The organism is Myxococcus eversor, assembly GCF_010894455.1.
Classification (GTDB): Bacteria; Myxococcota; Myxococcia; order Myxococcales; family Myxococcaceae; genus Myxococcus; species Myxococcus eversor.
Map to the genome: position 1 here is coordinate 32,110 of NZ_JAAIXY010000002.1, position 23,912 is coordinate 56,021.

A 23,912-nucleotide genomic window follows, 5' to 3' on the forward strand; every position below is an offset into this window, starting at 1 on the left:
GGGTCAGGGGCGGTTCTGCGCGGTACGCACCTGGTTCCAGAGGGCTATCAGCTCCTGAGAGGACTCCGCGTACTGCGCGCCCAGCGTGAAGGTGGCCTTCAGGTGCTCGCGAGCGCCGGGCCCTCCTACCACGACCGGCGTGGGGGCGCAGGCTCGCAGCGCATCTGATAACAGCGTCATGAATTCGTCCGGTTCGCGCCTCTGCACGAAGGACAGCGCCACCATGTCCGGGTGGAGCTGCTCGCGGGCGGAGCGCAGCGCCTCGGCCGGGGTGTCCGCCCCCAGCATCGTCACCCGCCACCCCTGGCGCTTGAGCTGCACGCCCAGGCCCAGGAGGCCCCCCTCGTGGAAGTCCTGGGGCGGGCAGGCCAGGAGCGCGCGCGGCCCGTTCGCCGGGCTCTCCACGCTCGTCAGCACCTGCCGCAGCCGCTGCCGGATGAACCCGGACGCCAGGTGCTCACGGGCGATGTCCAGCCGCGCGCTCATCTCTCGCAGCAGCGGCATCAGGAAGTCGTCGCAGTAGGTGTCCACGTCCATGGCCTCCTGCGCCTCGTCGAGCACGCGCGACACCTCGTCCCCGTCCAGCAGCATGACGGCGGCCCAGAAGCGCTCCTGGAACCGCTCCGCGCGGGGCATCGACTTCACGGGCGTGGCGAGCACCTGGGCGATGGCCTCGCTCACCGCCAGGCCGTCCAGTTGGATGAGCCGCGCGACGCGGCGGATGGACTCCACCTCCTCGCGCGAATAGACGCGGTAGTTGTTGCCCTCCGAGCGCATCGGGCGCGGGAAGCCGTAGCGTCGCTCCCACGCGCGCAGGGTCGCCTCGCGGATGCCCGTCAGGCGGGCGATGGTGCGGATGCGCAGCATCATGGCCCCACCCCTCGGGCGGCATCCCAGCGCTCCGCCACGCCCCGCGCGCCGGACACCTTGCGCGTGAAGCCCTCCAGGCTCGTCACCGCCATCAACCGGCGCACCACGGACTCCAGCCCCTGCTGGAAGACAGCCAGTGAGCCGGGCGGGTGCGGCGTGCCCACCTCCAGGAGGACATCCGGGCGCTCGTGCTCGAAGAAGGCGTAGCGCACGCCAATGGGCACGCACTCCACCTTGGCCACGCGCGCCAGCAGCTCCACGCCGCGCTCCAGCCGCAGCGGCAGTTCGCCGAAGGGCCGGTGCTCACCCTCGGGAAAGACATACAGCGCCGCGCGGGGGCGCTTCAGGAGGTCCTTCGCGTAGCGCAGCGACTCCACCGACGACACGGCGTCCTTGCGGCGGATGCTGAAGGCTCCGATGCGCGCCAGGAAGGGGTAGCGGCGCAGGTTCTCCTCGTCCATCAGGCAGTAGGCGTCCCACCCCGCCACGCGCGAGAGCTGGTGCAGCATGAAGCCGTCCCACCAGTTCGCGTGGTTCAGGTACACCAACCTCCCCGGGCCAGCGGCGGGCAGCTCCCCGCGCACCCACAGGCCTCGGAACGCCGAGCGGAACTTCCACCCGATATACGCGTCCAGCGCCCACCCGAAGGGGCCTCCCTTGGCCGCGGGAATCACGACGCCTTGGCCTCCTTCTTCGTCAAGAGCTCCACCAGGCCCGTGAAGAGGGCGAGCCCCAGCGACACGAGCACGCTGGTCAGCAGGAAGAACAGCACCTCCTCCAGGGGAACGAGCCCCACGTAGACGCCCAGGTGCAGGCCCTCGCCGAAGTTCCAGATGCCCGTGGAGATGGCCAGGTGGTCGGCCACCGCCAGGTAGATGCCGATGATGAACGCGGGCGGAAGCACCGCGCGCAGCACCGCGCCGGAGCGCTCCTTGTAATGGCGCACCAGCACCACCGTCTGCAAGAGGATGAGCGGCAGCGTCCAGCCGACCAGGTGGATGAGATAGGCCCAGCGCGTCTCCATCATGACGACACCTCGCTCGGGGCCAGGGCGCGCTCGGAGGGAGGCGTGGGCAACGACGTCGCGGGCCGCGCGGGCTCCGTGCGCGCCAGTGCGCGGGTGAGTCGGGCCCTCGCCCACAGCCCCACGAGGAGCGTCTGGAGGCCGAAGAACAGGTACTCCTCCAGCGGCAGGTAGCCCAGCTTGATGCCCCAGATGCGGCTCTCGTCGAAGCCCCACAGGCCCCACTTCACCGCGAGGTTGTCCCAGGGCGACGTCGCCGCGTAGACGACGATGAGCAAGAGCCCCATGGGCGCCAGACTGCGCGCCGTGAAGGTGCGGCGGTAGCGCCACAGCAGGAAGACGATGGGCAGCACCACGAACAGCCCGAGGAAACGCGCGTAGGTCATCCAGGTCCTCCCGTCAGCTCCGGCGACACCCGGACCATGCGGCCTCCCGGCAAGAGCGCGTACGTGCGCCCCCGCCACGTCACCAGGCCCTGGCGGCCCAGGGAGACGATGAAGGCAGTCAGCAACAGCAACTCTCCCAGCAACCAATCCGTCAAGGCGCGCCCGAGGCCCGCGTCGCGCAAGCCCTCCACCCGAGGCGCGCCGAGCACCGCGAGTCGGAGCGCCAGCAGAGCGCGCACGCACACGAGCAATCCCACGGCGAGCCAGAGCACGGGCGAGCCCAGCAGGGCGGCCAGCACCACCAGCGGCACGGTGGGCGTGAAGAGCAGCGGCACGGTGGGGTACAGCGCGGGACGGTGACTGGCCAGCACGCGCATCCAGCGCGTGAAGCGGGCCAGGGGAACCTCCCAAGCGCCGATGTCTCCCAACGGCACCACGGCCGGCGCGTCGCTCAGTTCGACGTCGAGGCCGAGTGCGTGCAGGCGCTTCGACAGCTCCAGGTCCTCGCCGATGTGGTCGGCCAGGGACTTGAGCGACTCCATCGCCACTGGGGACAGACCCAGGGCCTTGCCACACACGGACTTCGCGCCCGCGCTCATCACGTGCAGCGCGAGGAAGCTGTGATGGGTGTAGCGAAGCAGCCCGGCCATGGCCCGCCCGGCGCCATCGCGCACGTCCACTGGCGTGGGGGCGGCGGTGCTCAGCGCGGCCCCACGAACCAGGGGCGCCGCGAGGCCCTCGACAAGCGCACTTGTCACCGCGACATCCGCATCCACGGCGAGGACGACGCGGCCCTCGATGGGAAGCACCTCCAGCGCGTAGAGGAGATGGCCCACCTTGCGGTTGGGCGTGAGCGGGTCGCTCGGCAGCCAGCGCACGCCGGGTGGAAGCCGGGGGCGGTAGGACGAAACGACGACCTGTTCCAGTGTGCCCGCGTACTCGATGGGCAGGGCCAGGTTCTCCAGCTCACGAGGCGTGGGCGCATCCACCGGGCGCAGCAGCAACACCGAAGGCCGGGTGCCTTGCGCCTCGACAGACGGCTCCTGCACGGGCCGAGTCCCCGTGCCCCGACGCAGGCGCAGCAGGCGCGCGAGCGCGACGCCGCTGAAGCCCGTGGCGAGCACGGCCCAACCCAGTCCCAGGAGAACCGGAACGCTCATGCCGCCGTCCCCAGCCGCGTGCGGAAGTGCGCCATCCAGCGGATGAAGGGCGAGTGGAAGCGACGGAAGTCCGCCACCTCGCCCATGCAATCCAGCGCGCCCTTGCGAGCCTCCATCCGCGCATAGAAGGGCGAGGACTCCAGCAACCGCGCCTGCCCCACCTCCACGTTGCCGGCCTGGAGTCGCGAGGGCACGCGCAGGCCCCAGCCGGTAATCACCGTGGGCTGCGTCCTCGGTCCCGGGCCCCGCTCGCAACGCACGCCCTGCGCACACGCCGTCATCCGCAGCGGCGCCACGCCATCCGGCAGGTGGTAGTCCACCACCGTCGTCGCGTCCTCCCGATGCGTGCGCGCCCAGTGCCAGCCCGCGAGCCGCTCGCCCAGCAGCTCCTCGCCGTGGTTCGTGTCGTGGTAGCCCAGCCCCTCCGCCTTCACCCCAAGGGAGGACACCTCCAGCCGAGCCCGCGCGCGAGGCGCCAGCGCCTGCCAGTAGTGCGGCAGCTCGGGCATCAACCGCACCACCTCGCCCACCGGCGTCAGCGGCTCCAGGGTGAGGCGCGCGCTCACGGGCCGACCCCAGGGCGCCGTCCAGTCCTCCACGTCCATGCGCACCGTGCCACCCTCTCCGTACGTCAGCGTCGAGCGGCCAATCCGCAGCCGTCCCGCCGACTCCACCTCGGCATGAGGGTACTCGCTCAGGACCCAGAGGCGGCGCACGCCCTCGTGGTACAGCGCGAAGTTCACCGCGCTGTGCTCCATGGGCCGCCCGCCCCGCCGCGCCGCCACCGAATAGCGCGGGGAGAAGAGCGAACCCAGCATGAAGATGCACACCGCGCTGTAGGGCCCCGCCGTCACGTCGGCATAGAACCAGCGATAGGCCCCCGCTTCACGGGGCAGCGGAGGAATGTCGCGCAGGCTGTTCATGCGCCCCTCCGCAGATGCTCGGATGCCATCTCCGCGGCGAAGCGCCCCGACAGCATGACGAGCGGCACCCCGCCCCCCGGATGCGTGCCACCTCCCGCGAAGAACAGGCCCGGGGTGTTTCCCCGGATGCGCGGACGACGGAAGGGCCCCAGCTTCCCATGCGGCAGGAAGCCGTAGATGGAGCCTCCCGGCGCCCCCTGCGCGGCCAGGTCCACCGGCGAGCGCTGGCCGATGACTCGCACCCGGCCCTTCAGCTCCGGGAAGTGCGCGAAGAGCTTCTCGAACATCTGCGCCTTCACCCGCTCCGCTTGAAGCTCCCAGGCGCGCGCCGCCGCGTCCGCCTCCGCTTCATCCACCGGCAACGCGGGCGCGTTCACCATGACGAACAGGCCCGTGCGCCCAGACGGCGACATCGTCGGGTCCGTCGCGGTGGGGTTGCAGAAGTACACCGTCGGGTCCGTCGCGAGCTGCCCGCTGAACAGCTCGTCGAACTCGCGCCGGTAGTCGCCACCAAACAGCACCGCGTGGTGCGGCAGCGAGGGACGCCCCTCCACTTCCAGCAACAACACGAACCCGGAGAGCGCCAGCGGCTCGTCTCCACGACGCAGTGACTCCAGCGGGTCCGCGTTCACCACCACGCTGTCGAACGGCGCGGAGTCCTCGCCGGGCCCCACGCGGTAGCCTTCGCTCGTATGCGCGAACCGAGCGCGCGTCTTCAGGTGCACCGTGACACCGAGCCTGCGCACCGCCCGCCCCAGCGCGTCCACCAGCGCGCCCACGCCGCCCTGGGCATGGTGGACGCCGTACGCGCGCTCGATGTGCGGAATCAACGCGTAGGCCGCGCTCGCCTCGTACGGAGACGCGCCCGCGTACGTGGCGAAGCGACCCACGTACTGCTGCAGGTGCGAGGTGCGCAGGTGCTTCACCGCCAGCCCGTGCAGGGACGACAACTGCATCCCCGCCATCACCGCGCCAATCCCCCGGCGGGCCACGCGTCCCATGAACCCGGCCATGCCCTCGAAGGGCGCCTCCAGGTACGGCTCGCCCGCGGCGCCCCAGATGGCGGCGGCCTCCGCGTAGAAACCACGGATGCCCTTGCGCTCCACCGGCTTCACCTCACTCGCGCTGTCCGCGGTGCGGTCCAGGTCCTTGTACGCGGTGAAGGCGCACCCGTCCGAGAAGCGATAGGTGCACTGCGGCTCCAACTCGGTGAGCCTCGGCAACAGGTCGAGCGCACCCAGTTGCTCGAAGGTGCCACGCACCAGGTCCGGCAACGTCAGCAACGTGGGCCCGGTGTCCAGGGTGATTCCGTCCACGGTGACGGCCTGGGCCTTGCCACCCAGCGAGGGCCCGCCCTCGAAGAGCGTCACCGCGTGGCCTTCCTTCGCCAGCAGGCCCGCCGCGGTGAGTCCTCCAATGCCTCCCCCCACGACAGCGACACGAGAGGTGCTCATGACCAGGGCCTCCGTCGCGCCACCTCGGCGTCCAGGAGCCCGCGCGTCCGTGTCTCGCCAGCCACCGACAGGCGCTTCGCTTCACCCATGGCGTTGTCCCCCTACTTCGCTCGGCAGCAGTGGCACGCGCGGCTCGGCCGGCGGCGCGGGAAGCACGGAGTGGGGCCGGAGGAAGGCCGAGGTGGCCAGCGACAGCTTGCGCCGCGTCGTCACATACGCCCGAGAGCTGAACACGTCGTAGTCGCGCGCTTCGATTTCACGAAGGATGTCGCCATAGATGGCGCCCATCAGCCGAACCATCCGCTGACTGCCAAAGCCCGTGAGCGCGGGCACACCCAGGGCCGCTCTCGCGTAGTACGTCCGCGCGCGCTCGACCTGGAAGCGCATGAAGTCGCGCCACCGCGCATCCACCTTGCCCTGCCGCAAGTCGTCCTCGGACAGGCCGAAGGCCGCCAGCTCCCGAGCGGGCAGGTACACCCGCCCCCGCTCCAGGTCCTCGCGCACATCGCGCAGGATGTTGGTGAGCTGCATGCCCCGGCCCAGGTCCGCCGCTGGCTGCAGCGCGCCCTCGTCCGAGCACCCCAACACCGGCGTCAGCATCAACCCCACCACGCCCGCCACGCGGTAGCAGTAGAGGTCCAACTCCTCCCACGTGGCGTAGTGGTGCTTCGTCAGGTCCATCTCCATGCCGGAGATGAGGTCCTGGAAGGGCTGCTCGGGAATCCGGTAGTGGCGCACCGTGTGCGCGAGCGCGGCGAACTCCCCCGCGTCCCACGGTGAGCTCGCCGCCACGCCCACCAGTCGTCCGCCCGGCGGCCCCAGCTCCTTCGACGCCAGCTCCGGCATGGGCACGTACAGCTCCGCCACCATGCGCCGCGCCCGCCCCAGCCGCACGGACAAGTCCTCCGTCGCCGCGCCCGCCTCGTCCACCAGGTCATCGAGCCGCCGGCAGAACGCATACAGCGCGAAGGCCGCCTTGCGACGCTGACCGAACAGCAGATACGAGGCGAAGAAGAAGCTCTTCGCGTGGTGACGCGTCACCCGCCGCGCCAGCCAATATCCCCGGCGCACCAGCGCCCTGTCGTCGGACGCGCTCACGCCGCCGCCTCCACCGCTGTCGACTTCGTCCGGCTTCCGCGCGGCGAGAGCGTCACGCCCTGCTGCCTTGCCCAGTCTCCCAGGCGCTCGGTGACGAGCCGCGCGGAGATGAGCACCGTGGGCAGCCCCGTGCCCGGCTGCGTGGAGGCCCCGACGAAGAAGAGGTTCTTCACCCGCGCGTCCTGGTTGGACGGACGGAAGGGCCCAATCTGCATGAAGTTCTGCGCCAGGCCGAAGGCGCTGCCCTTCGCCAGGTTGTACGTGCCCGCCCAGTCATCCGGAGTGAAGACGCGCTCCACCTCGATGTCCGACTCCAGATTGGGGAAGCCCAGCTCCGCCAGCCGCGCGAAGACCTTGGCGCGCACCTTCGGCCCCTCCGTCTTCCAGTCCAGCGACGGGTGCTGGTGCGGCACGGGCACCAGCACGTAGAGCGAGTCCTTGCCCTCGGGCGCCATCGACGCGTCGGTGCGCGTGGGCGCGTTGACGTAGAAGCTCGGGTCGTCCGGCACGCGGAAGCGCTTGAAGATGTCCTCGAACGACCCCCGGTAGTCGCGCCCGAAGATGACATTGTGATGCAACAGCTCCGGCACCTTCCGGCGCATGCCCAGGTAGAGCATGTAGCCGCTGGAGGTGTAGCGCAGCGACTCGCGGCGCTTGAGCGTGGTGGCCTGGGGGTCCAACAGCTTCTCGTACGCGTAGGGCAGGTCCGCGTTGCACAGCACCGCGTCCGCCTCCAGCACCTCGCCACCCTCCAGCCGGACTCCGGTGGTGCGGTTTCCGTCCGTGAGGATGCGCTCCACCGGCGAGCCGTAGTGGAAGCGCACGCCCTCCTCGATGGCCAGCCGCTCCAGCGCCTGCGGAATGGCATACAGCCCACCCTTGGGGAACCAGATGCCCACGCCCAGCTCGGTGAAGGGCAACAGGCCGTAGACGGCGGGCGACTCGAAGGGAGAGACGCCCAGGTACATCGTCTGGAACGTCATCGCCGCGCGCAGCCGGTCATCGCGGAAGTAGCGGCTGACGTCCGGGTACATGCGCCGGTGGGCGCGCACCTGGAAGATGCGGGCGAGCACGCGCGGGGACAGATAGTCGGTGATGCCCGCGTAGTTGCGGCCCACCAGATGGTCCAGGCTGGTGCGGTACTGGACACGACCCTGGGCCAGGAAGGCGAGGTAGCGCGCGTAGCTGCCCGGCTCCACCCGCTCCAGCTCTCGTCCCATGGCGCACAGCTCGGAGGTGAACGTCACGTCGGAGCCGTCACGGAAGTGAACCCGATAGTTCGGGTCGCACTTGAGCAACGTCAGGTAGTCCTCGATTCGGCGGCCGAGCGCGCGGAAGGTCTCCTCGAACACCTCCGGCATCAGCACGATGGTGGGACCGATGTCCCAGGTGAAGCCGTCCACCCGCAGCCGGTTGCAGCGCCCGCCCGGCCCCACCGTCTTCTCGACGACCTGGACGTCGAAGCCCTGGTGCGCCAGTCGCGCCGCCGCGGCCAGACCTCCCACGCCAGCGCCCACCACCACCACGCGTCTGCCTTGTGTCCGCGGGCTCATGTGTTCCTCAGGCCGCGCGATGCGCGAGCCGGGCGATGAGGGCGTCCATCAAGTCCCTCACGCCGTTGGGGTTGGGCAACGACTGGAGGGTGCGACGAGCGGCGCGAGAGGCGCGCTCCACCATCCGCTCGCACGCGGCTCGGCCGCCATGCGCCTCCACCAGCGCCCGGGCACGCACCAGGGCCGCCGCATCCTTCTGACATTCCGGCAGCGCCCAGAGCGCCTCCAGCTCCTCGCGTCCCTCGGGCGAGGCGCGCGCATACGCCGCGAGCAGGGGGAAGGTGCGCTTGCCTTGCGTGAAGTCGCTGGCCGACGACTTGCCCGCGACGGTGGAGTCGCCGAAGAGGCCGATGAGGTCATCGCGGAGCTGGTAGGCGAGCCCCACCTGACGGCCCACGCGCTCCAGCCCCTCCAGCAGCGCGGGGCTCGCGCCGCCCAGCATGGCGCCACAGACGAGCGGCGCGCAGAAGCCGTAGCGCGCCGTCTTGAGGTAGGCCACGCGCATCACCTGGAACAGCGACACCTCCGACAGCGGCGCGCGCTCCAGAGACAAATCCAGATACTGCCCCGCCGCCGTGTGCCGGCACACCGCCAGGTAGTAGCGGACGACTTTCGCCACGCCCGGCAGGTCCGACTCCAGCATCGCCTCCAGGGCGCGCGCGAAGAGGTGGTCTCCCACCACCACCGCCAGGTCCTCGCCCATCCGCCCGGGCGCCAGCAGGTGGTGCAGCGCCGCGCTCCCACGTCGCAGCACCGCGCGGTCCGCCACGTCGTCATGAATCAGGAGGAAGGTGTGGAGCAGCTCCAACCCCGCGGCGAAGCGCCACAGCTCCGAGGGCACCACCGGTGTGCCCTTCGCGAGACAGTGCCCCGCCATCACCAGCGCCGGACGCACCCGCTTCGCGGGCCGCAGCGCGTACAGCCGCGCCTCCTCCAACGCCCGCGTCCACCGCGCGTCCAGGCCCGCCTCGTCCGGAAGCTCGAACAGCTCCGCCAGCGACGCCTCCACCTTCGCGTGCACCAGCATCCGCCACGCCTGCTCCAAAGGGAGTTCGCCCGGCTGCGCGGCAGAACGCGGGAGTGCCATGGGTTGATCCTCGGGGTTCATGAGGGTCCTGCCCTCCAGACGTAGCGTTTGCGTCGAGGGCTTGTCAAGGCTATGTACAGGGTTTGTAAGAACCTTGTCCACCGGGGGTCACCTCATGAAGTTGTGGATCACAAGCACGCTGACGGCGGCCCTGCTGACCCAGGGTGCGCTGGCTTCCAGCCCAGCAGACGGCCCGCACGATGCGACGTTACGGAGTTCCAGCGGAGATGAGATTCGCCTCTCGAAATGGCGTGGAAAACCGGTAATTCTCTTTTATGAGGACAAGGACTCCACGACGCTCAACGCGGAGCTGAAGGAGGAGCTGTTCGCGCGTGGCAAGGAGCGGAACCTCTTGGGCTCCGCCTGGGTGGTGGCGGTGGCCAACCTGCGGAAGTTCGACTTCTTTCCCGCTCGGCAGATTGCCCTCTCCTATGTGCGGGATGAGGAGAAGAAGGTGGGCGTGCCCATCCTGGTGGATTTGGACGGGACGATGGGCTCGGCGCCGTGGGGCCTGCCGATGAAGACCTCCAACGTGCTGCTGCTGGATGCCCAGGGCGCGGTGGTCTACCGGTATTCCGGGAAGATGAAACCGGAGGAGCAGGTGGCGTTCTTCTCGGCCCTGAGCACGCTGGTGGGGGTGGACCTCAACACGCCGGCGGCGCCCAAGGCCCCGGAGGCCGCGCCGTGAAGGTGGCCATCACCGGCGCCACGGGGTTTCTGGGCCCAGGAATTGTCCAGGGTTTGTTGAGCCAGGGACACACCGTGCATGTGCTGACGCGGGACGTGCCTCGGGCGCTGGAGAAGCTGCCGCCGGGGGTGACGGGTGCGCCCTTCCATGGACGGGCGGCGGTCGCCCCGGAGGTGCTGGGGGGCGCGGACGCCGTCATTCATCTCGCGGGTGAACCGGTGGCGCAGCGGTGGACGAAGGACGCGAAGCAGCGCATCCACGACAGTCGGGTGCTGGGCACGCGGATGTTGGTGGAGGCGATGAAGGCGGCGGGGACGGTGAAGCGCTTCGTGTCCACGTCGGCCATCGGCTACTACGGCGGCGCGCGCGAGGCGGAGGCGCTCACGGAAGAGAGCCCGCCGGGGGACGACTTCCTGGCGCGGGTGTGCGTGGACTGGGAGGCGGAGGCGGGGAACGCGCGCGGCGCGGGCATCAGCACCGCGGTGGTGCGCATGGGCGTGGTGCTGCATCCGGACGGCGGCGCGCTCCACAAGATGTTGCCGCCCTTCCGCATGGGCGCGGGAGGCGCGGTGGGCAGCGGCCGGCAGTACGTGAGCTGGATTCACCGCGAGGATGCCCAGGCGATGGTGCGCTTCGTGCTCCAGGACGCGACGGTGGAGGGCCCGGTGAACGCGACGGCCCCGGAGCCGGTGACGAACGCGACACTTGCCCATGCGCTCGGCCATGCGTTGGGCCGGCCGTCGGTCATGCACATCCCCGCGTTCATGGTGAAGGCGGCCATGGGGGAGATGGCGAAGGTCGTCCTGGAGGGTCAGCGCGTGCTGCCCGCGCGTGCCCGGCAGACAGGCTTCGCCTTCCGCTTTCCCGAACTGGAGGGAGCGCTGAGGAATCTACTGACATAGGTTGACGCGCATGGAAGCCAGGGAGCTGGAAGCGCGAGCGCGAGCCGAGGGCACGCCCGTCATCATCGGAGACACGGCCACCTTCGTGTGGCGGGGGCGGGGGCCTGTCTTCGTGCAGGGTGACTTCCAGGACTGGAGGGGCGAGCCGCTTCCCCTGGAGCGCGTGGCGCCGGGCTTGTGGACTCGCTCGCTGGCGCTGCCCCGCGACGCGTACGTCGAATACGCCCTCTTCGATTCCCACGGGCAGCGGCTGAAGGACGACTTCAACGTCCGCGTCTCCGACAACGGCTTCGGCGACGTCAACCACGCCTTCTACATGCCCGACGGTGGGCCCTCGCTGCCCCTGCGCCGTCCCCGAGGCGTGCCGCGCGGCCACGTCACCCGCCACCGCGTGGACATGTCCGACGTGGGCCTGGACGGCCAGCGCACCGTGCACCTGTACGCCCCGCCGACGCGTGGGCCGGTGCCGCTGCTCGTCGTGCTCGATGGCGATGACTACCTGCGCCGCGTGCGCCTGCCGGAGCTGGTGGACACGCTGGTCGCCGATGGCCGCATGCGGCCCGTGGCCCTCGCGCTCGTCTCCAACGGCGGCGTGACGCGCGGCGTGGAGTACGCGTGCAGCGAGTACACCGTGGCCCTCCTCCTCTGGAAGGTGCTGCCCCTGGCCCGGGAGCACCTGTCGTTGGTGGACGAACGACACAACCCGGGCGTGCACGGGGTGTTGGGCTCGTCGTTGGGCGGGTTGATGTCGCTCTTCATCGGGCTGCGCGCGCCGGAGATTTTTGGACGGGTGCTGTCGCAGTCGGGGGCGTTCGTCGTGGAAAACCACGAGTTCGTCGTGTTCGACCTGGCGCGGCACCTGCCTCGTCGCCCGCTGGACGTGTGGATGAGCTGTGGCCGCTTCGAGGTGTTGCTGGAGGGCAACCAGCGGCTCGTCCCCTTGCTGAAGGGCACCGGGCACCGCGTCGAGTACCGGGAGTACAGCGGAGGGCACAATTACCCGGCCTGGCGGGATGACGTGGTGCGTGGGCTGGAGGCGCTGTTCGCTCCACAGCCCGTGGCCAAGCGCCGGTAGTTGCTGCATTTCTCAAGTGTCTTCTGGTGGTCATCAGCGCGGCATGGGTCCGTGTGCCACCTCACCTTCGTGCTGGACGCAACTGGCGCCCGGGGCGTCCGATAACTTCCTTGAGACTTCCCGGAGCCATGCCCGCACCGGCTCGCAGTCTTCCTGGAGCGCACTCATGTCGCGCATTGATGGTGGCAACCGTTCGTCCCCGCCGAAGAGCTCCGTCTCGGAGCGCTCCAGCACGGAGCGGCCGGACTCCGCCTCCAAGAACGTGCAGCAGAGCCCCGGAAAGAAGGAAGTCCAGGCACACCGCGCGGTGAGTCCGTTCCAGGGCCGCAGCGACTTCGAGCCGGAGCGTCGGCCGACGCCGCGCGCCACGCCCGCAATCAACCCCGCGCTGGCGCCCGCTGCCAATGAGGCCTCGGCCATCGCTGGCGCGGACGCGGAGCTGGAGTTGCTTTCGGAGTTCCCCGACGCCGACGCCCAGGGTGGGATGGCCTCCGCGATGCTGCATGCGCACGCGGACGAGCCCGCCTCGCAGGCGCGCATCGTGGAGCGGCTGAAGCAGGATGGCCGGCTGGAGTCGCTGTTCGGCGAGGTGTTCCGAGAGGGCAACCCCTACGTGGAGCAGCCGCACCGCACCGCCGTCGTCCGCGCGCTCGACACCGCGCTGGCGCGAGGCACCGTGACGAGCGACGACCTGCGCACCTTCACCCGGGGCGCCTACGCCCAGGAGTGGCAGCAGATCGGCTCGGAGCTGGCCACGCCGGACGCGAAGTAGCGGTTCCCTCCGCTGAGTGAGTCAGGAGCCGAGCCGCCCGATGAGGGCGCCGCGAACGGCCTGGGCGACGGCGCGTGAGTCAGTGGTGAGTTCCTCGGGCAGCCAGTAGTAGAGCAGCCGGCCACCGGTCTCCACCTGTGCACGGAGGAAGCGCATGCCCTGGGCTTCCGCGCGCTCGGGGCTTCGGGGGAGGCACTGCTTGCACAGACAGGGCAGCGCGGAGTGCTCCTGGTGCGCGGTGAAGTTGATGGGTCCGCCGCCCGCGCTTCCGAGCAGGAGCTCCGAGTCCGCCAAGGTGAGGACGCGAGGCGTCTGGAGGGACATGCCCAGCGCGCCCTTCGCGGCCTGGATGCCCTTGCCGGACTCGAAGCGCAGCTTGGAGATGGCGGAGGTGACGTCGGTGATGGGGACGCGGTTCTTGCGGCCAATCCACCCCTCGTCATCGGAGGACAGGCCTTCGAGCACGGCGACGAGCCAGAGAGCTTCGTCGGGGGGACGCACGGTGACGAGGAAGAGGCGTCCGCCGTCCTCGAGTGGAGTGAGGTGCTTGCTCTGGCTGCGGTAGCGGTCCGTCGGCAACACCTGGCCGGGAGAGAGGCCAGCGGCCTCCTTCTCGAAAATCGCCTTGCTGATGATGGCCAGCATGTCGGGCATGTCCGCAGTGTAGCAGGGCGCCTAGAGTCTCCGGCGATGCTCGAACTGGACCTGGCCACCGTGCGGCTGCTCGACGAGGACGTCACGGTGCGGCGCGAGGCGGCGGGCGCGGTCGACGCCTCGGAGCTGGTGGGACGCTACGCGCTGAGGCAGGCGCTGCTCACGGATGAGGACGCGGAGGTGCGCGCAATCTCCGCGCGGCGACTCGGTGATGCGAGGGATGCGCGCTTTGCGTCCGCGCTGATTGAAGCGCTCGATGATGCCATGCCGATGGTGCGGGATAGAGCGTGGCGCGCGCTGGCTCGGTTGGGTGTGGAGGCGCTGTTGCCTCATGCGGAGCGGGCGGTGCGGCGGGAGTCCGTGTGGTGGGTGCGCAGGGCGATGGTGCGTGCGGCGGCCTCCGTCGCGGGCTCGGGTGCGGTGGGGGTATTGCTCGCGGCGCTGGAGGACCCGTTCTGGCGCGTGCGCCATGCGGCGGTGCAGGCCCTCGCGTGGCTGGGGGCGGGGAACGAGGGACTGAGGGAGCAGGTGCGGAGGGCGGCGGAGGCGAGGGAGCAGGGACCGCTGCGTTCGGCGGTGGCGTGGCTGGAAGGTGAGTGGCGTGCCGTGGCTTCGGGTGACGTGGGGCCGCGTCCGTTTGATGCGGAGGGCAGTGCGATGGCTGCCCCCCGGGCAGAGGGCTCACGCGTCGACGATGTGGAAGCGGGACTCGCGAGTGAGGACCCCGCGGTCACCACCGCGCGACTGGAGGCACGACCCGCCGAGTCCCTCTCCGCGCGGGAGCTGGTGGAGTGGCTGGGAGATCCACACGAGCCCCTTCGTGCCCTCGCGCGTCGGCGGCTCCGTGAACGCAAGGACGCGGAAGCACCGCGCCTCGCCATGCACTGGCTGGACGAGCCGCGCGTGCCGCATGCCCAGGACGAAGCACGCGCGTTGCTGGAGCGCCTCAACGTGGATGAGGTCGACCTCGCGACCCGCATCCTCGCGGCGCCACCCCGGCCGGGCTCACTGGCCTGGGCCACACGTGTCGCGGTGAAGCAGGGACACGAGGCACTCCTGGCCAGTGCGCGCGCGTTGGCGCAACACCTCGAGGCCGACATCCGCCGAGCGGTGATCTCCGCGCTCGTGTTCGACCCGGACAGTCGCGGCCTCGTGCTGAAGGCACTCGATGACGAAGACGCTTCCGTGCGCGCCGAGGTCATCGGAGCCTGGGAGCGCAGGCCTCGCTCGGCATCGGCCGTCGAGGACTTCGCCACGGCGCTGGTGGCCTTCGCTCCACGAGCCACCTCGCCGCGAGAGCGCCGGGCCGTCGCCACCGCCGCAGCGTACATGGAAGCCTCCGAGCCCCTCCTCCGTGCATCTCAAGATGAGGACCCCTCCGTGCGCGCGGTGGCGCTGCAAGCCCTCGCGTCACTGGACTGGCTCACGCAGACCGAACGAGAGCACGCTGAGTCCCACGAGGACCCGTGGCTGAGAGCCGCCGTGCTGGACGTCGACAGCGCTGCCCGGGTCTGCCTCGATGACTCCGACCCGAGCGTGCGTCGCATGGCGTTGCAGCTCGCCCTCTCACACGGCCGCGCGCTCGCATCCGGCGACCCGACCTACCAGTCCACGCTCGCGCTCGGCTGCGCCCTCTCCCCCGACCCGTGGATACGAGCCCGCGCCGCCGAGCAACTCCGACCCCAGAACGGTGACGCGGAGCTGCGCGCCCTGCTGCGCCTGTCACGTGACACCGAGCTGATGGTCCGCAATGCGGCGGCCTCCCCACTGGAGGCCTGCGACACGCTCGATGAACGACTGGAGGCGCTGCTGGGCCCGCCGGCCAACTCTCGACTGGACGTTCCGCCACTTCCCGACATTCACAACAAGTTGCCCACACCAGAGGCCTCGCCGCTGGAGTCCGGCGACACACGGCAGGAGCCACCACCACGCCAGCCCACCCCCGGGCACGACACCGACTTGCGCATCGCCGCATGGACGTGGCGCCTGCGCCGAGCCGATGACACCGCCTTCGCCCTGCTCCGCGACTCCCTGCGCGCCCACACCGAGCCCGCCCGCGTCGTCACGCACCTGCAAGCGCTGACACTCACCTTCCCCGATGCGCTCTTCACCGCCGAGCCCGAGCTCGCGCGCCTCCGCCCCACCTCCGCTCCACGACAGCGCACCACCCCATCACCTCGCCCACCGCCTCCACCGCGAGCCTCGTCACGTCCCCTGGGGCGCACTGGACTGAATGTCTCGCCCCTCGTCCTCTCCGGCGCGCACCTCACCTCGCGCGAGCCCTTCTTCGAGGCGCACGAAGCCGGCATCGACACCTTCTTCTGGGAGCCCCGTTACGCCGCGTTGACGCAGTTCCTTCGCAGCGGGCGCGGCCCTCGCGAGCGCTCCGTCATCGTGGCGGGCACGTACCACTCGGGCCCTGCCGCCATTCGTCGCGACGTGGAGTCCGCGCTGCGCCGACTGCGCACCTCGTGGCTCGACGTCTTCCTGCTCTTCTGGGTCCGCGCCCCCGAGCGCCTCTCCGACGAGGACTACGCCGCCCTGGAGCGCCTGCGCACCGAAGGCAAGCTGCGCGCCTTTGGCTTCTCCACGCACCTGCGAGACCTCGCTCGCGACGCGCTCACCCGGCACCCATGGCCCGTCGTGATGACACGGCACAGCGCCGCGCACCCGGGTGCCGAGTCCGCCTTCTTCCCCGAGGCCCAGCGCCAGGGCACTGGCGTGCTCACCTTCACCACCACCTGCTACGGCCGCCTGCTGCGCCCCATCCCCGGCGTGGCCCAGGACACGCCCCTCCCCTCCGCGGTGGACTGCTACCGCTACTCCCTCTCGCAGCCCGGCGTCAGCGCGAGCCTCACCGCGCCCCGCAACCGCCGCGAGCTGCTGCACAACCTCGAAGTGCTGTCCCGCCCGTGGATGGAGCCAGAGGCCCTGTCCGTCATGCGCGCCCACGGCGAGCACGTGCGCGCCCAGGGACGACAGCTCGACACCCTGGTGCGTCGGGCGCCGGGAGGAAGTCGGGAAGCGCTGCTCGCCCTCCTGGAAGAAGACGGGCCCCTGGAGCTCGGCGACCTTCCTTCATCGTGAAGGATGTGGTGAGCTTCGGCCCGCTCCTGGGGCCGCGTGCAGCCAGCCTTTCGTCCGCGATGTCACGTCGCGGCTGCCGATGACACCCATTGAAGGACGACGCGGTACGAGGTCCGCCTGGCGGGCTTCCCCGACCTCGTCCGCCTCTGCCGTGCAGGTGGCGGCGTCCCCAGGAGCACGCGGTTCCGCCTGGAGCGCCTGAATGGACCTGGTCTCACTCCTCCTCGAGCTCAAGCCCTTGATGGAGGACCCCGAGGCGCACTTCAGCCGCATCACCGAACTGCTGGAGCGCCACCAGGGCCTCGCCGAATACGAAGTCGCCCGCTTCTACGTCAGCCGACACTGGAGCGAGGTCGTCACGAAGCGCCTGGGCAGCGTGGACCCGCGCGAGCGCATCCAGGCCGTGCGCCTCATCCCCCTGCTCTTCCCCCGAGTCACCGCCGCCGGCCACCTGCGCCGCCGCGTGAAGGACGCCGACTCCCGCGTGGCCTCCGCCGCGCGCGCCGCCGTGCGCAAGCTGGGGCTCGCCGACGTGTCGCTGCCCGACAGCCGCGAGGAGCCGCCCCGCCGCCCGAGCCCCCACGCCCTCGGAGGCTGGAACCCCACCGGCTGGCACTTCGGCCTCTACCCCAGGCGTCGCGAAGACCTGGTGAAGCGCAAGCCCTCCGTCACCGCGAAGCTGCCCAAGCTCCAATCCCGCGATGACGTGGCGAAGCTGGTGGGCGTGGACGTCGCGGAGCTGGACGCGCTGATGCGCCCCGGCTCCGGCGCGGGCTCAGGCTACGTGGAGTTCGAGACGCCCAAGCGCTCCGGCGGCATGCGCCGCATCTGCGCACCACGCGCGAAGCTCAAGGCCGCGCAGCGCAACCTGCTCGAAGGACTGCTCACACACCTGCCCACGCACCCCGCCGTGCACGGCTTCGTGCCCGGCCGCTCCACGGTGACGAACGCGGAGGTCCACGTCGGCGCCCACGTCGTGGTGCGCGTGGACCTGGAGGACTTCTTCCCCACGGTGCACTACCGCCGCGTGAAGGGCTTCTTCGAGGCCCATGGCTACAACGATGAGGTGTCCTCCACCCTCGCGGGCCTCACCACCTGGCGGCCCAAGCTCCCGGACGGCACCGTGGTGTGGCCCGGCGTGCTGCCCCAGGGCGCGCCCACCTCGCCCGCCATCGCCAACCTCGTCTGCCGCCGCATGGACGCGCGCCTGCACGCGCTGGCGAAGAAGGCGGGCGCTTCGTACACGCGCTACGCGGATGACCTCTCCTTCTCCTTCGTCAAACCTCCGGAGCGACTGGGCCGCTTCCTCTGGTGGGTGAACGCCATCCTCCAGCAGGAGGGCTTCTCGGAGAACGCCGCCAAGCGCCGCGTCATGCGCCAGGGCGGACGCCAGCGGGTGACGGGCCTCACCGTCAATCAACGCGTGTCCATCCCTCGCGAGGAGCGCCGTCGCTTCAAGGCCATCCTCGCCAACTGTCGCAAGCACGGCGTGGAGTCGCAGGCCCGGGGCCGTCCCAACTTCCCCGCCTGGCTCGAGGGCTACGCCGCCTACGTGCGCATGGTGCATCCGGAGCTGGGCACGCGCTGGCAGCGCGAGGTGAAGGAGCTGCTGAACCCATGAGCCACTTCGAGGCACTGCTGGCGAAAGTCGTCGAGGACCCCGCCAACGACGCGCCGAGACTCGCGTGCGCGGAGGCGCTGCAGTCCGTGGACGCCGCGCGCGCCGAGTTCATCCGCGTGCAGCTCGCCCTGCCCGGCCGCATGGACCCGGCCCGACGCCGCTCACTCCACCTGCGCGCGCGGGAGCTGATGGACGCGCACGGCCGCGACTGGCTCAAGCCGCTGCGCGACGCGAAAGTGCACGAGCCGCGCTACCACCGGGGCTTCATCGAGGAGCTGAACCTCGCCGAAGACAAGCTCGCGAAGCACGGCCCGGAGCTGTTCGCGTTGGAGCCCGTGTCCCGGCTGTGCGTGGACACGCGCGATGGCAAGGGCCTGGAGCGCGCCGCCGAGCAGCCCTGGTTCTCCCAGGTCCATTGGCTGCGATTGGAAGGCTCGGGGGTCGACGCGGCGACGAAGGCGCTGGCCTCCTCCCCTCGGGCCGGACACCTGACCGGCCTGGTGCTGTCGGGCGCGACGGACGCGGCGGTCCGCGCCCTCGTCGAGAGCAATGTCCTGCCCAAGCTGCGCTCCGTCAGCTTCTCCAGCGGCGCGCTGACGAACGCCAGCGCGGGGCTCCTCTCGAAGGCGACCCTTCCATGGGGGCGGCTGTATCTGTCCGGCTCCGGCCTGTCCGACGAAGGCGTGGAGACTCTGGCGGGCGCGAAGGGACTGGGCGCGCTCCAATGGCTGACGCTCAACCGCAACGAACTGAGCGACGAAGCCGCGGAGGCCCTCGCGAAGAGCAAGGGCCTCACGGGCCTGGAACGACTGGAGCTGTCGAAGAACGACTTGAGCGAGGAAGGCGCGCTCGCGTTCCGCACCGCCAAGGCCCTGCCGAAGCTGCGGCGCCTGGAGCTGCTGGAGATGGGCCTGGACCGGGATGAGCTGGGCCCACTCGTCAAGCGACTGGGTGCGGGCCTGCGGCTCTGAGCGGCTTCACACCTGGAGCCTTCCGGGGCGACGACGCAATCGCCGTCATCGCCCCGGCACCAGCGACGGCTCAGGGCATCGCGACAACACCCGGCACGGCGCGCTGCCCAGGAACCCCCAGGCCCAGCGTCCCGTGGAAGTTGGTACCCCAGCTCACCGCCGCCCCGTCACGATTGAGGGCGATGGAGAAGTCCCCTCCGGCGGAGACCGTCTTCGCGCCTCGGAGCCCCTTCACCAACGTGGGCTCCAACCGGTGAGAGCTGTCTCCGGTGCCCAGCTGCCCGTGCGAGTTTCGCCCCCAGGCCCAGACGTCGGAGCCCACGGCGAAGGTGTGATTGGCGCCAACGCCCAGGGACTCCACCTCCGCCAGGCCCGGCACGGGAGACGGGTAGATGCGCGTGGACAGCCCGCCGTCCCCCAACTGCCCATGGCTGTTGGAGCCCCAGGTCCAGACGGTGCCGTCAGCTCGCAGCGCCACCGAGTGATAACCGCCCGCATCCATGGACTTCACCCCTTCGAGTCCCATCACCTGGAACAGTGACTTGCGGTCGGTGGCGGTCCCTTCTCCGAGCTGGCCATACGCATTGTTGCCACAGGCCCACAACGTCCCGTCCGCGCGCAGCACCAGCGAGTGGTATTCGCCGCCCGCCACCGCCACCGCGCCCTTCAGCTCCTTCATGGGCGTGGGAATCCAACGCGCCTCCAGCGTGCCGTCACCGAGCTGCCCGAAGACGTTGTAGCCCCAGCTCCAGACGGTGCCGTCCTCCGTCACCGCCAGCGAGTGGTAGCTGCCCGCGGCGATGGACACCACGTGGCCCAGGCCCACCACCTGGACGGGCCTCAAGCTCTGCGTCGTGGTGCCATCACCGAGCTGCCCGAAGACGTTGTTGCCCCACGCCCACACCGTTCCGTCCTCGGCCAGCGCCAGCGTGTGCCACGCGCCAGGAGCCACCGCCCGAATCTTCGGCAACTCCTCCACCGTCGTCGGCAGGGACTCGTCCTCGGTGGTGCCGTTGCCGAGCTGCCCGTACCCGTTGCCACCCCACGTCTGCACGGTGCCATCCGAGAGGAGCGCCACCGCGTGCTGGTACCACGCCCGCAGCGAGACGACAGGCGCCAGGTCCTTCGACGTCGGCAGCTTGATGTCCACCGGCGCCGTCCTCGGCCCCGACTCCACTTCGCCGAGCTGGCCATACTCGTGGCTGCCCCAGGCTCGCACTCCGCTGTCCTCCAGCAGCGCCAGCGAGTGCTGCTCGCCCGCGGCCACCTCGGCGACCGCGGTGAGCCCCACCACCTGCACCGGCTTGAAGCGCAGGAAGCGGGTGCTGTCGCCCACCTGCCCGTAGCCGTTGTCTCCCCAGCCCCACGTCGTGCCGTCGTGAAGCACGGCCACCGCGTGGTGAGAGCCCGCGGCCACCGCCTTGACGCTCTTGAGCAGGAGCACCGGCTTCGGCGTTCCCCTCGGGCTGTTGGTGCCATCACCGAGCTGCCCGGCGCTGTTCGCACCCCAGCTCCACACCGTGCCGTCATGCAGCACCGCCAGCGAGAAGGCGCGGCCGACACTCACGCTCGCGACGGCCTCCAGCCCCGACACGCGCAGCGGCGTCGCGCTCGCGCTCGTGGTGCCATCACCGAGCTGGCCGGAGCCGTTCGCGCCCCAGGACCACACCGCGCCGTCCTGTCCCACCGCGAGCGCATGGGCCTCGCCCATCACCACGGAGGCGATGCCCGACAAGGCCTTCACCTCCATCGGCGTGGCCCGGTCTCCCTTGGAGCCATCCCCCAGTTGTCCGCTGTCATTCGAGCCCCACGTCCACACCGTGCCGTCGGCGCGCAGGGCCATGGAGGAATCCCCCCCCGCCGCCACGGCCACCACGCCCCACAGCCCCTCCAGCATCATGGGCGTCAGGCGTGGCTTGACGGTGCCATCACCGAGCTGCCCGCGCGCATTCGCGCCCCACGTCCACACCGTGCCGTCGCAGGAGAGGACCAGCGAGTGCTGCCCTCCCGTCGCGATGGAGCGGGCACACGGCAGGCCCTGCGCTGGCACGGGCGACGCGCGGTAGGTGGTGGTGCCATCGCCGAGCTGCCCCGAGGCGTTCTGCCCCCACGCGAGCACGGTGCCATCACCACGCACGAGCATCGAGTGCGACGTCCCCGCAACCAGCCTGCGTCCCTGCCCCAGACCGCGCACCTGCACCGGCACCGCGCTCCAACCCACGGCCCCCAGGCCCAGCTGTCCGAAGCGGTTGTAGCCCCACGCCAGCACCGTGCGGTCCTGACGCACCGCCAGCACATGAAGGTAGCTGCCACCGAGCAGCGTGACGCCGGAGGCCCCCGGCACCACGCCGGGCACCACGCGCGAGGTGACGCCTCCATCCCCAAGCTGGCCATACGTATTGGAGCCCCACGCGCGCAGCGTTCCATCCAGGCCCAGCGCCATGGAGTGGTACAGCCCGCCCGCCACGGAGCGCACGCCCGTGAGTCCGGGCACCTGCACGGGACGGAACCGGTCCGCCCACGAGCCATCGCCGAGCTGCCCCTCCGCGTTGTCGCCCCACGCCCACACGGTGCCGTTCTCGAGCACGGCCAGCGCATGCGCCGCGCCCGCGCTCACGCTCCGCACGCCCACAAGCCCCAGCACCTGCACCGGCGTCTCGCGCTGGACGCCGCCGCCATCGCCCAGCTGTCCCTCGAAGCCATCGCCCCACGCCCTCACCGTGCCGTCGGTGAGCAACGCGAGCGAGAAGTAGGTCCCCGCCGCCACGGCCACCGCCCTCGGGAGCGCCTTCACCTGCACCGGCGTGAGGCGGTCCTTCGTGGAGCCATCACCCAGTTGGCCCACGCCGTTGTAGCCCCACGTCCACACCGTGCCATCGCTCCGCAGCGCCACCACGTGGCTGCCACCCGCGGCCAGCGACGTCACGCCACTCAGGCCCACCACCTGCACCGGCGTGATGCGGTCTCGCGTGGAGCCGTCGCCGAGCTGCCCGTTGGCATTGCGGCCCCAACCCCACACGGTGCCATCCGAGCGCAGCGCGAGCGAGTGATGTCCGGACGCGCTGACGGCGCGCACGTCACCCAGGCCGAGCACCCGCACCGGCGCGTGACGCTCGGCGGCGGTTCCGTCACCCAGTTGCCCGTAGTAGTTGCGCCCCCAGCTCCACACCGAGCCATCCGACAGCGAGGCCAGCGAGTGGAAGCTGCCCGAGGCCACCGCCGTGACGCCGGACAGGCGCGTCACCACCTCTGGAGAGAGCAGGCGCTCGGAGCTGCCATGGCCGAGCTGGCCGGAGGTGCCATTGCCCCAGGACCACAGCGTCCCATCCGCGCGCAGCGCCACCGCGTGCTGCGTCCCCGCGGCCACCGCCGCCACCGAGCCCAGCCCGCGCACCAGCACGGGGAAGGGGCTGTCGGTGGTGGTGCCGTCGCCGAGCTGTCCGTTGGTGTTGCGGCCCCAGGTGAACACCGTGCCGTCGTCAATCAACACCAGCGAGCCGGCGTCCTGCGCGGCCAGGGCCTTCACGCGCGAGAGGCCCGCGACCTGCACCGGTGAGGGCCGGTCGGACCAGGTCCCATCGCCGAGCTGGCTGGAGGCATTGCTGCCCCAGGCCCACACGGTGCCGTCGGAGCGCAGCGCGAGCGAGTGGTAGAGGCCCGCGGCCACGGCGGTGACGTTCTTGATTTCAATCACCTGCGTCGGCGCCAGCCGCTGGGTGAAGGTGCCGTCGCCCAACTGGCCGTAGCTGTTGGCGCCCCAGGCCCACACGGTGCCATCCGCGCGCACGGCCAGGGAGAAGTCGAAGCCCGCGCCCAGGGCCACCACGTTCGTGAGGCCCGTGACCTGGACAGGCGTGGGCCCTGGCTGGGTGTTGCCCCGGCCGAGCTGGCCATAGAAGTTGCTGCCCCAGGCCCACACGGTGCCGTCGGAGCGCAGCGCGAGCGAGTGGAACTCGCCGGCCGCCACGCTCACCACCTCGGTGAGCCCGGCCACCTGGCGCGGCGTGGCCCGGTCCGTGGTGGTGCCGTCACCGAGCTGGCCGGAGGAGTTGCTGCCCCACGTCCACACCGTCCGGTCCGAGCGCACCGCGAGCGAGTGGGAGTCCCCCGCCGCCACGCCGGTGATGTCCTTCAGGCCCGGAACTTGTTGAGCGAGGACGCGCTGGAAGGACATCGCTCCGGAGCCGAGCTGACCCGAGGCATTGCCACCCCAGGCCCACACGGTGCCCAGGGGTGTGACGTAGAGCGAGTGCTGTGCACCCGCGGCGACCTTGGGGGCGGACGCCACCGCGAGGGCCTGGGAGCGCGTGGCTCCCGACTCCGACGGGATTCGCGCCGCGACGGGCGCAGAGAGGTCATCGCACCCCGCGGCGAGCAGAACGCTCAGCACCAATACCAGCGGGAAACACGGGCCCGCCTTCAGGTTGTCCATCCGCATCACTTCGCCTCCAGCGCGAGAAGCGGCCGTCCATACCTCGTGTCCTTGGCGGATGAGAAGCGTCGTGCGCGGGCACGCTTGCCAGGAGGAGGACGGCGCGTCGGGAAGACCCCGCCCAGGGCAACGGAGTCACACCCGTCCCAGGAGCT

The 23,912-nt window shown here is 70.7% G+C and carries 19 protein-coding genes; 7 read left to right on the plus strand and 12 right to left on the minus strand.

Features of this window, described 5'->3' with window-relative positions; translation table 11 throughout:
- Positions 1-3: 3 nt before the first annotated feature.
- The 10 genes from G4D83_RS03610 to G4D83_RS03655 form a co-directional block, all read right to left on the minus strand.
- On the minus strand, positions 4-870 hold the full coding sequence (locus G4D83_RS03610) for a MerR family transcriptional regulator (protein ID WP_163862862.1): 867 nt from the start codon (positions 868-870) through the stop codon (positions 4-6).
- Positions 867-1,544 carry a lysophospholipid acyltransferase family protein gene (locus G4D83_RS03615; protein ID WP_163862864.1) on the minus strand — a complete coding sequence of 226 codons (678 nt, stop codon included), beginning with the start codon at positions 1,542-1,544 and terminating at the stop codon, positions 867-869. The genes G4D83_RS03610 and G4D83_RS03615 overlap by 4 nt, the downstream gene beginning before the upstream one ends.
- Complete coding sequence (locus G4D83_RS03620) at positions 1,541-1,897, minus strand: lycopene cyclase domain-containing protein (RefSeq protein ID WP_163862866.1); 357 nt, start codon at positions 1,895-1,897, stop codon at positions 1,541-1,543. The genes G4D83_RS03615 and G4D83_RS03620 overlap by 4 nt, the downstream gene beginning before the upstream one ends.
- Positions 1,894-2,280: a lycopene cyclase domain-containing protein gene (locus G4D83_RS03625; RefSeq protein WP_163862868.1), complete on the minus strand. Its 387-nt coding sequence runs from the start codon at positions 2,278-2,280 to the stop codon at positions 1,894-1,896. Before G4D83_RS03625 ends, G4D83_RS03620 begins: the two co-directional genes overlap by 4 nt.
- Positions 2,277-3,440 (minus strand): glycosyltransferase, encoded by a 1,164-nt coding sequence (locus G4D83_RS03630; RefSeq protein ID WP_163862870.1) that lies wholly within the window; start codon positions 3,438-3,440, stop codon positions 2,277-2,279. Before G4D83_RS03630 ends, G4D83_RS03625 begins: the two co-directional genes overlap by 4 nt.
- On the minus strand, positions 3,437-4,363 hold the full coding sequence (locus G4D83_RS03635) for a carotenoid 1,2-hydratase (protein WP_163862872.1): 927 nt from the start codon (positions 4,361-4,363) through the stop codon (positions 3,437-3,439). Before G4D83_RS03635 ends, G4D83_RS03630 begins: the two co-directional genes overlap by 4 nt.
- Positions 4,360-5,817: a phytoene desaturase family protein gene (locus tag G4D83_RS03640; protein ID WP_163862874.1), complete on the minus strand. Its 1,458-nt coding sequence runs from the start codon at positions 5,815-5,817 to the stop codon at positions 4,360-4,362. Before G4D83_RS03640 ends, G4D83_RS03635 begins: the two co-directional genes overlap by 4 nt.
- An 81-nt stretch (positions 5,818-5,898) precedes the next feature.
- On the minus strand, positions 5,899-6,915 hold the full coding sequence (locus G4D83_RS03645; RefSeq protein WP_163862877.1) for a phytoene/squalene synthase family protein: 1,017 nt from the start codon (positions 6,913-6,915) through the stop codon (positions 5,899-5,901).
- Positions 6,912-8,468 carry a phytoene desaturase family protein gene (locus G4D83_RS03650; protein WP_163862879.1) on the minus strand — a complete coding sequence of 519 codons (1,557 nt, stop codon included), beginning with the start codon at positions 8,466-8,468 and terminating at the stop codon, positions 6,912-6,914. Before G4D83_RS03650 ends, G4D83_RS03645 begins: the two co-directional genes overlap by 4 nt.
- Before the next feature lie 7 nt (positions 8,469-8,475).
- Entirely contained in the window at positions 8,476-9,555 is a 1,080-nt protein-coding gene (locus G4D83_RS03655; protein ID WP_163862881.1) for a polyprenyl synthetase family protein, read from the minus strand.
- 115 nt (positions 9,556-9,670) lie between these two features.
- Between G4D83_RS03655 and G4D83_RS03660 the strand changes: the two genes are divergently transcribed.
- From G4D83_RS03660 to G4D83_RS03675, 4 genes are all read left to right on the plus strand, one after another.
- Positions 9,671-10,243 (plus strand): peroxiredoxin family protein, encoded by a 573-nt coding sequence (locus G4D83_RS03660; protein WP_163862883.1) that lies wholly within the window; start codon positions 9,671-9,673, stop codon positions 10,241-10,243.
- Positions 10,240-11,145 (plus strand): TIGR01777 family oxidoreductase, encoded by a 906-nt coding sequence (locus tag G4D83_RS03665; protein ID WP_163862885.1) that lies wholly within the window; start codon positions 10,240-10,242, stop codon positions 11,143-11,145. The genes G4D83_RS03660 and G4D83_RS03665 overlap by 4 nt, the downstream gene beginning before the upstream one ends.
- Before the next feature lie 10 nt (positions 11,146-11,155).
- Positions 11,156-12,220, plus strand: coding sequence for an alpha/beta hydrolase-fold protein (locus G4D83_RS03670; protein ID WP_163862887.1), 1,065 nt, complete (start codon positions 11,156-11,158; stop codon positions 12,218-12,220).
- Positions 12,221-12,386: 166 nt separating this feature from the next.
- On the plus strand, positions 12,387-12,992 hold the full coding sequence (locus G4D83_RS03675) for a hypothetical protein (protein WP_163862889.1): 606 nt from the start codon (positions 12,387-12,389) through the stop codon (positions 12,990-12,992).
- 21 nt (positions 12,993-13,013) lie between these two features.
- Here G4D83_RS03675 and G4D83_RS03680 read toward each other — a convergent pair whose 3' ends face one another.
- Positions 13,014-13,646 (minus strand): hypothetical protein, encoded by a 633-nt coding sequence (locus G4D83_RS03680; protein ID WP_163862891.1) that lies wholly within the window; start codon positions 13,644-13,646, stop codon positions 13,014-13,016.
- 36 nt (positions 13,647-13,682) lie between these two features.
- Here G4D83_RS03680 and G4D83_RS03685 point away from each other — a divergent pair, with 36 nt between their 5' ends.
- The 3 genes from G4D83_RS03685 to G4D83_RS03695 all read left to right on the plus strand — a co-directional run bounded on the left by G4D83_RS03685 (position 13,683) and on the right by G4D83_RS03695 (position 19,325).
- Positions 13,683-16,733, plus strand: a complete 3,051-nt coding sequence (locus tag G4D83_RS03685) for an aldo/keto reductase (protein ID WP_163862894.1) — start codon at positions 13,683-13,685, stop codon at positions 16,731-16,733.
- A 202-nt stretch (positions 16,734-16,935) separates the two neighbouring features.
- Complete coding sequence (locus G4D83_RS03690; protein WP_163862896.1) at positions 16,936-18,354, plus strand: reverse transcriptase family protein; 1,419 nt, start codon at positions 16,936-16,938, stop codon at positions 18,352-18,354.
- The gene (locus G4D83_RS03695; protein WP_163862898.1) at positions 18,351-19,325 is read left to right on the plus strand and encodes a TIGR02996 domain-containing protein; all 975 of its coding nucleotides are present in this window, start codon (positions 18,351-18,353) and stop codon (positions 19,323-19,325) included. Before G4D83_RS03690 ends, G4D83_RS03695 begins: the two co-directional genes overlap by 4 nt.
- A gap of 70 nt (positions 19,326-19,395) precedes the next feature.
- Here the strand turns inward: G4D83_RS03695 and G4D83_RS03700 are convergent, their stop codons facing one another.
- Positions 19,396-23,763 carry an RCC1 domain-containing protein gene (locus G4D83_RS03700; protein WP_163862900.1) on the minus strand — a complete coding sequence of 1,456 codons (4,368 nt, stop codon included), beginning with the start codon at positions 23,761-23,763 and terminating at the stop codon, positions 19,396-19,398.
- Positions 23,764-23,912: the final 149 nt, after the last annotated feature.

Bases quoted from the DNA above. Each gene is read 5' to 3' on its own strand.
- G4D83_RS03680 (WP_163862891.1), bottom strand. From the start codon at position 13,646: ATGCCCGACATGCTGGCCATCATCAGCAAGGCGATTTTCGAGAAGGAG.
- G4D83_RS03610 (WP_163862862.1), bottom strand. From the start codon at position 870: ATGATGCTGCGCATCCGCACCATCGCCCGCCTGACGGGCATCCGCGAG.
- G4D83_RS03670 (WP_163862887.1), top strand. From the start codon at position 11,156: ATGGAAGCCAGGGAGCTGGAAGCGCGAGCGCGAGCCGAGGGCACGCCC.
- G4D83_RS03700 (WP_163862900.1), bottom strand. From the start codon at position 23,763: ATGCGGATGGACAACCTGAAGGCGGGCCCGTGTTTCCCGCTGGTATTG.
- G4D83_RS03685 (WP_163862894.1), top strand. From the start codon at position 13,683: ATGCTCGAACTGGACCTGGCCACCGTGCGGCTGCTCGACGAGGACGTC.
- G4D83_RS03660 (WP_163862883.1), top strand. From the start codon at position 9,671: ATGAAGTTGTGGATCACAAGCACGCTGACGGCGGCCCTGCTGACCCAG.
- G4D83_RS03695 (WP_163862898.1), top strand. From the start codon at position 18,351: ATGAGCCACTTCGAGGCACTGCTGGCGAAAGTCGTCGAGGACCCCGCC.
- G4D83_RS03690 (WP_163862896.1), top strand. From the start codon at position 16,936: ATGGACCTGGTCTCACTCCTCCTCGAGCTCAAGCCCTTGATGGAGGAC.
- G4D83_RS03650 (WP_163862879.1), bottom strand. From the start codon at position 8,468: ATGAGCCCGCGGACACAAGGCAGACGCGTGGTGGTGGTGGGCGCTGGC.
- G4D83_RS03630 (WP_163862870.1), bottom strand. From the start codon at position 3,440: ATGAGCGTTCCGGTTCTCCTGGGACTGGGTTGGGCCGTGCTCGCCACG.
- G4D83_RS03620 (WP_163862866.1), bottom strand. From the start codon at position 1,897: ATGATGGAGACGCGCTGGGCCTATCTCATCCACCTGGTCGGCTGGACG.
- G4D83_RS03635 (WP_163862872.1), bottom strand. From the start codon at position 4,363: ATGAACAGCCTGCGCGACATTCCTCCGCTGCCCCGTGAAGCGGGGGCC.
- G4D83_RS03655 (WP_163862881.1), bottom strand. From the start codon at position 9,555: ATGGCACTCCCGCGTTCTGCCGCGCAGCCGGGCGAACTCCCTTTGGAG.
- G4D83_RS03640 (WP_163862874.1), bottom strand. From the start codon at position 5,817: ATGAGCACCTCTCGTGTCGCTGTCGTGGGGGGAGGCATTGGAGGACTC.
- G4D83_RS03675 (WP_163862889.1), top strand. From the start codon at position 12,387: ATGTCGCGCATTGATGGTGGCAACCGTTCGTCCCCGCCGAAGAGCTCC.
- G4D83_RS03625 (WP_163862868.1), bottom strand. From the start codon at position 2,280: ATGACCTACGCGCGTTTCCTCGGGCTGTTCGTGGTGCTGCCCATCGTC.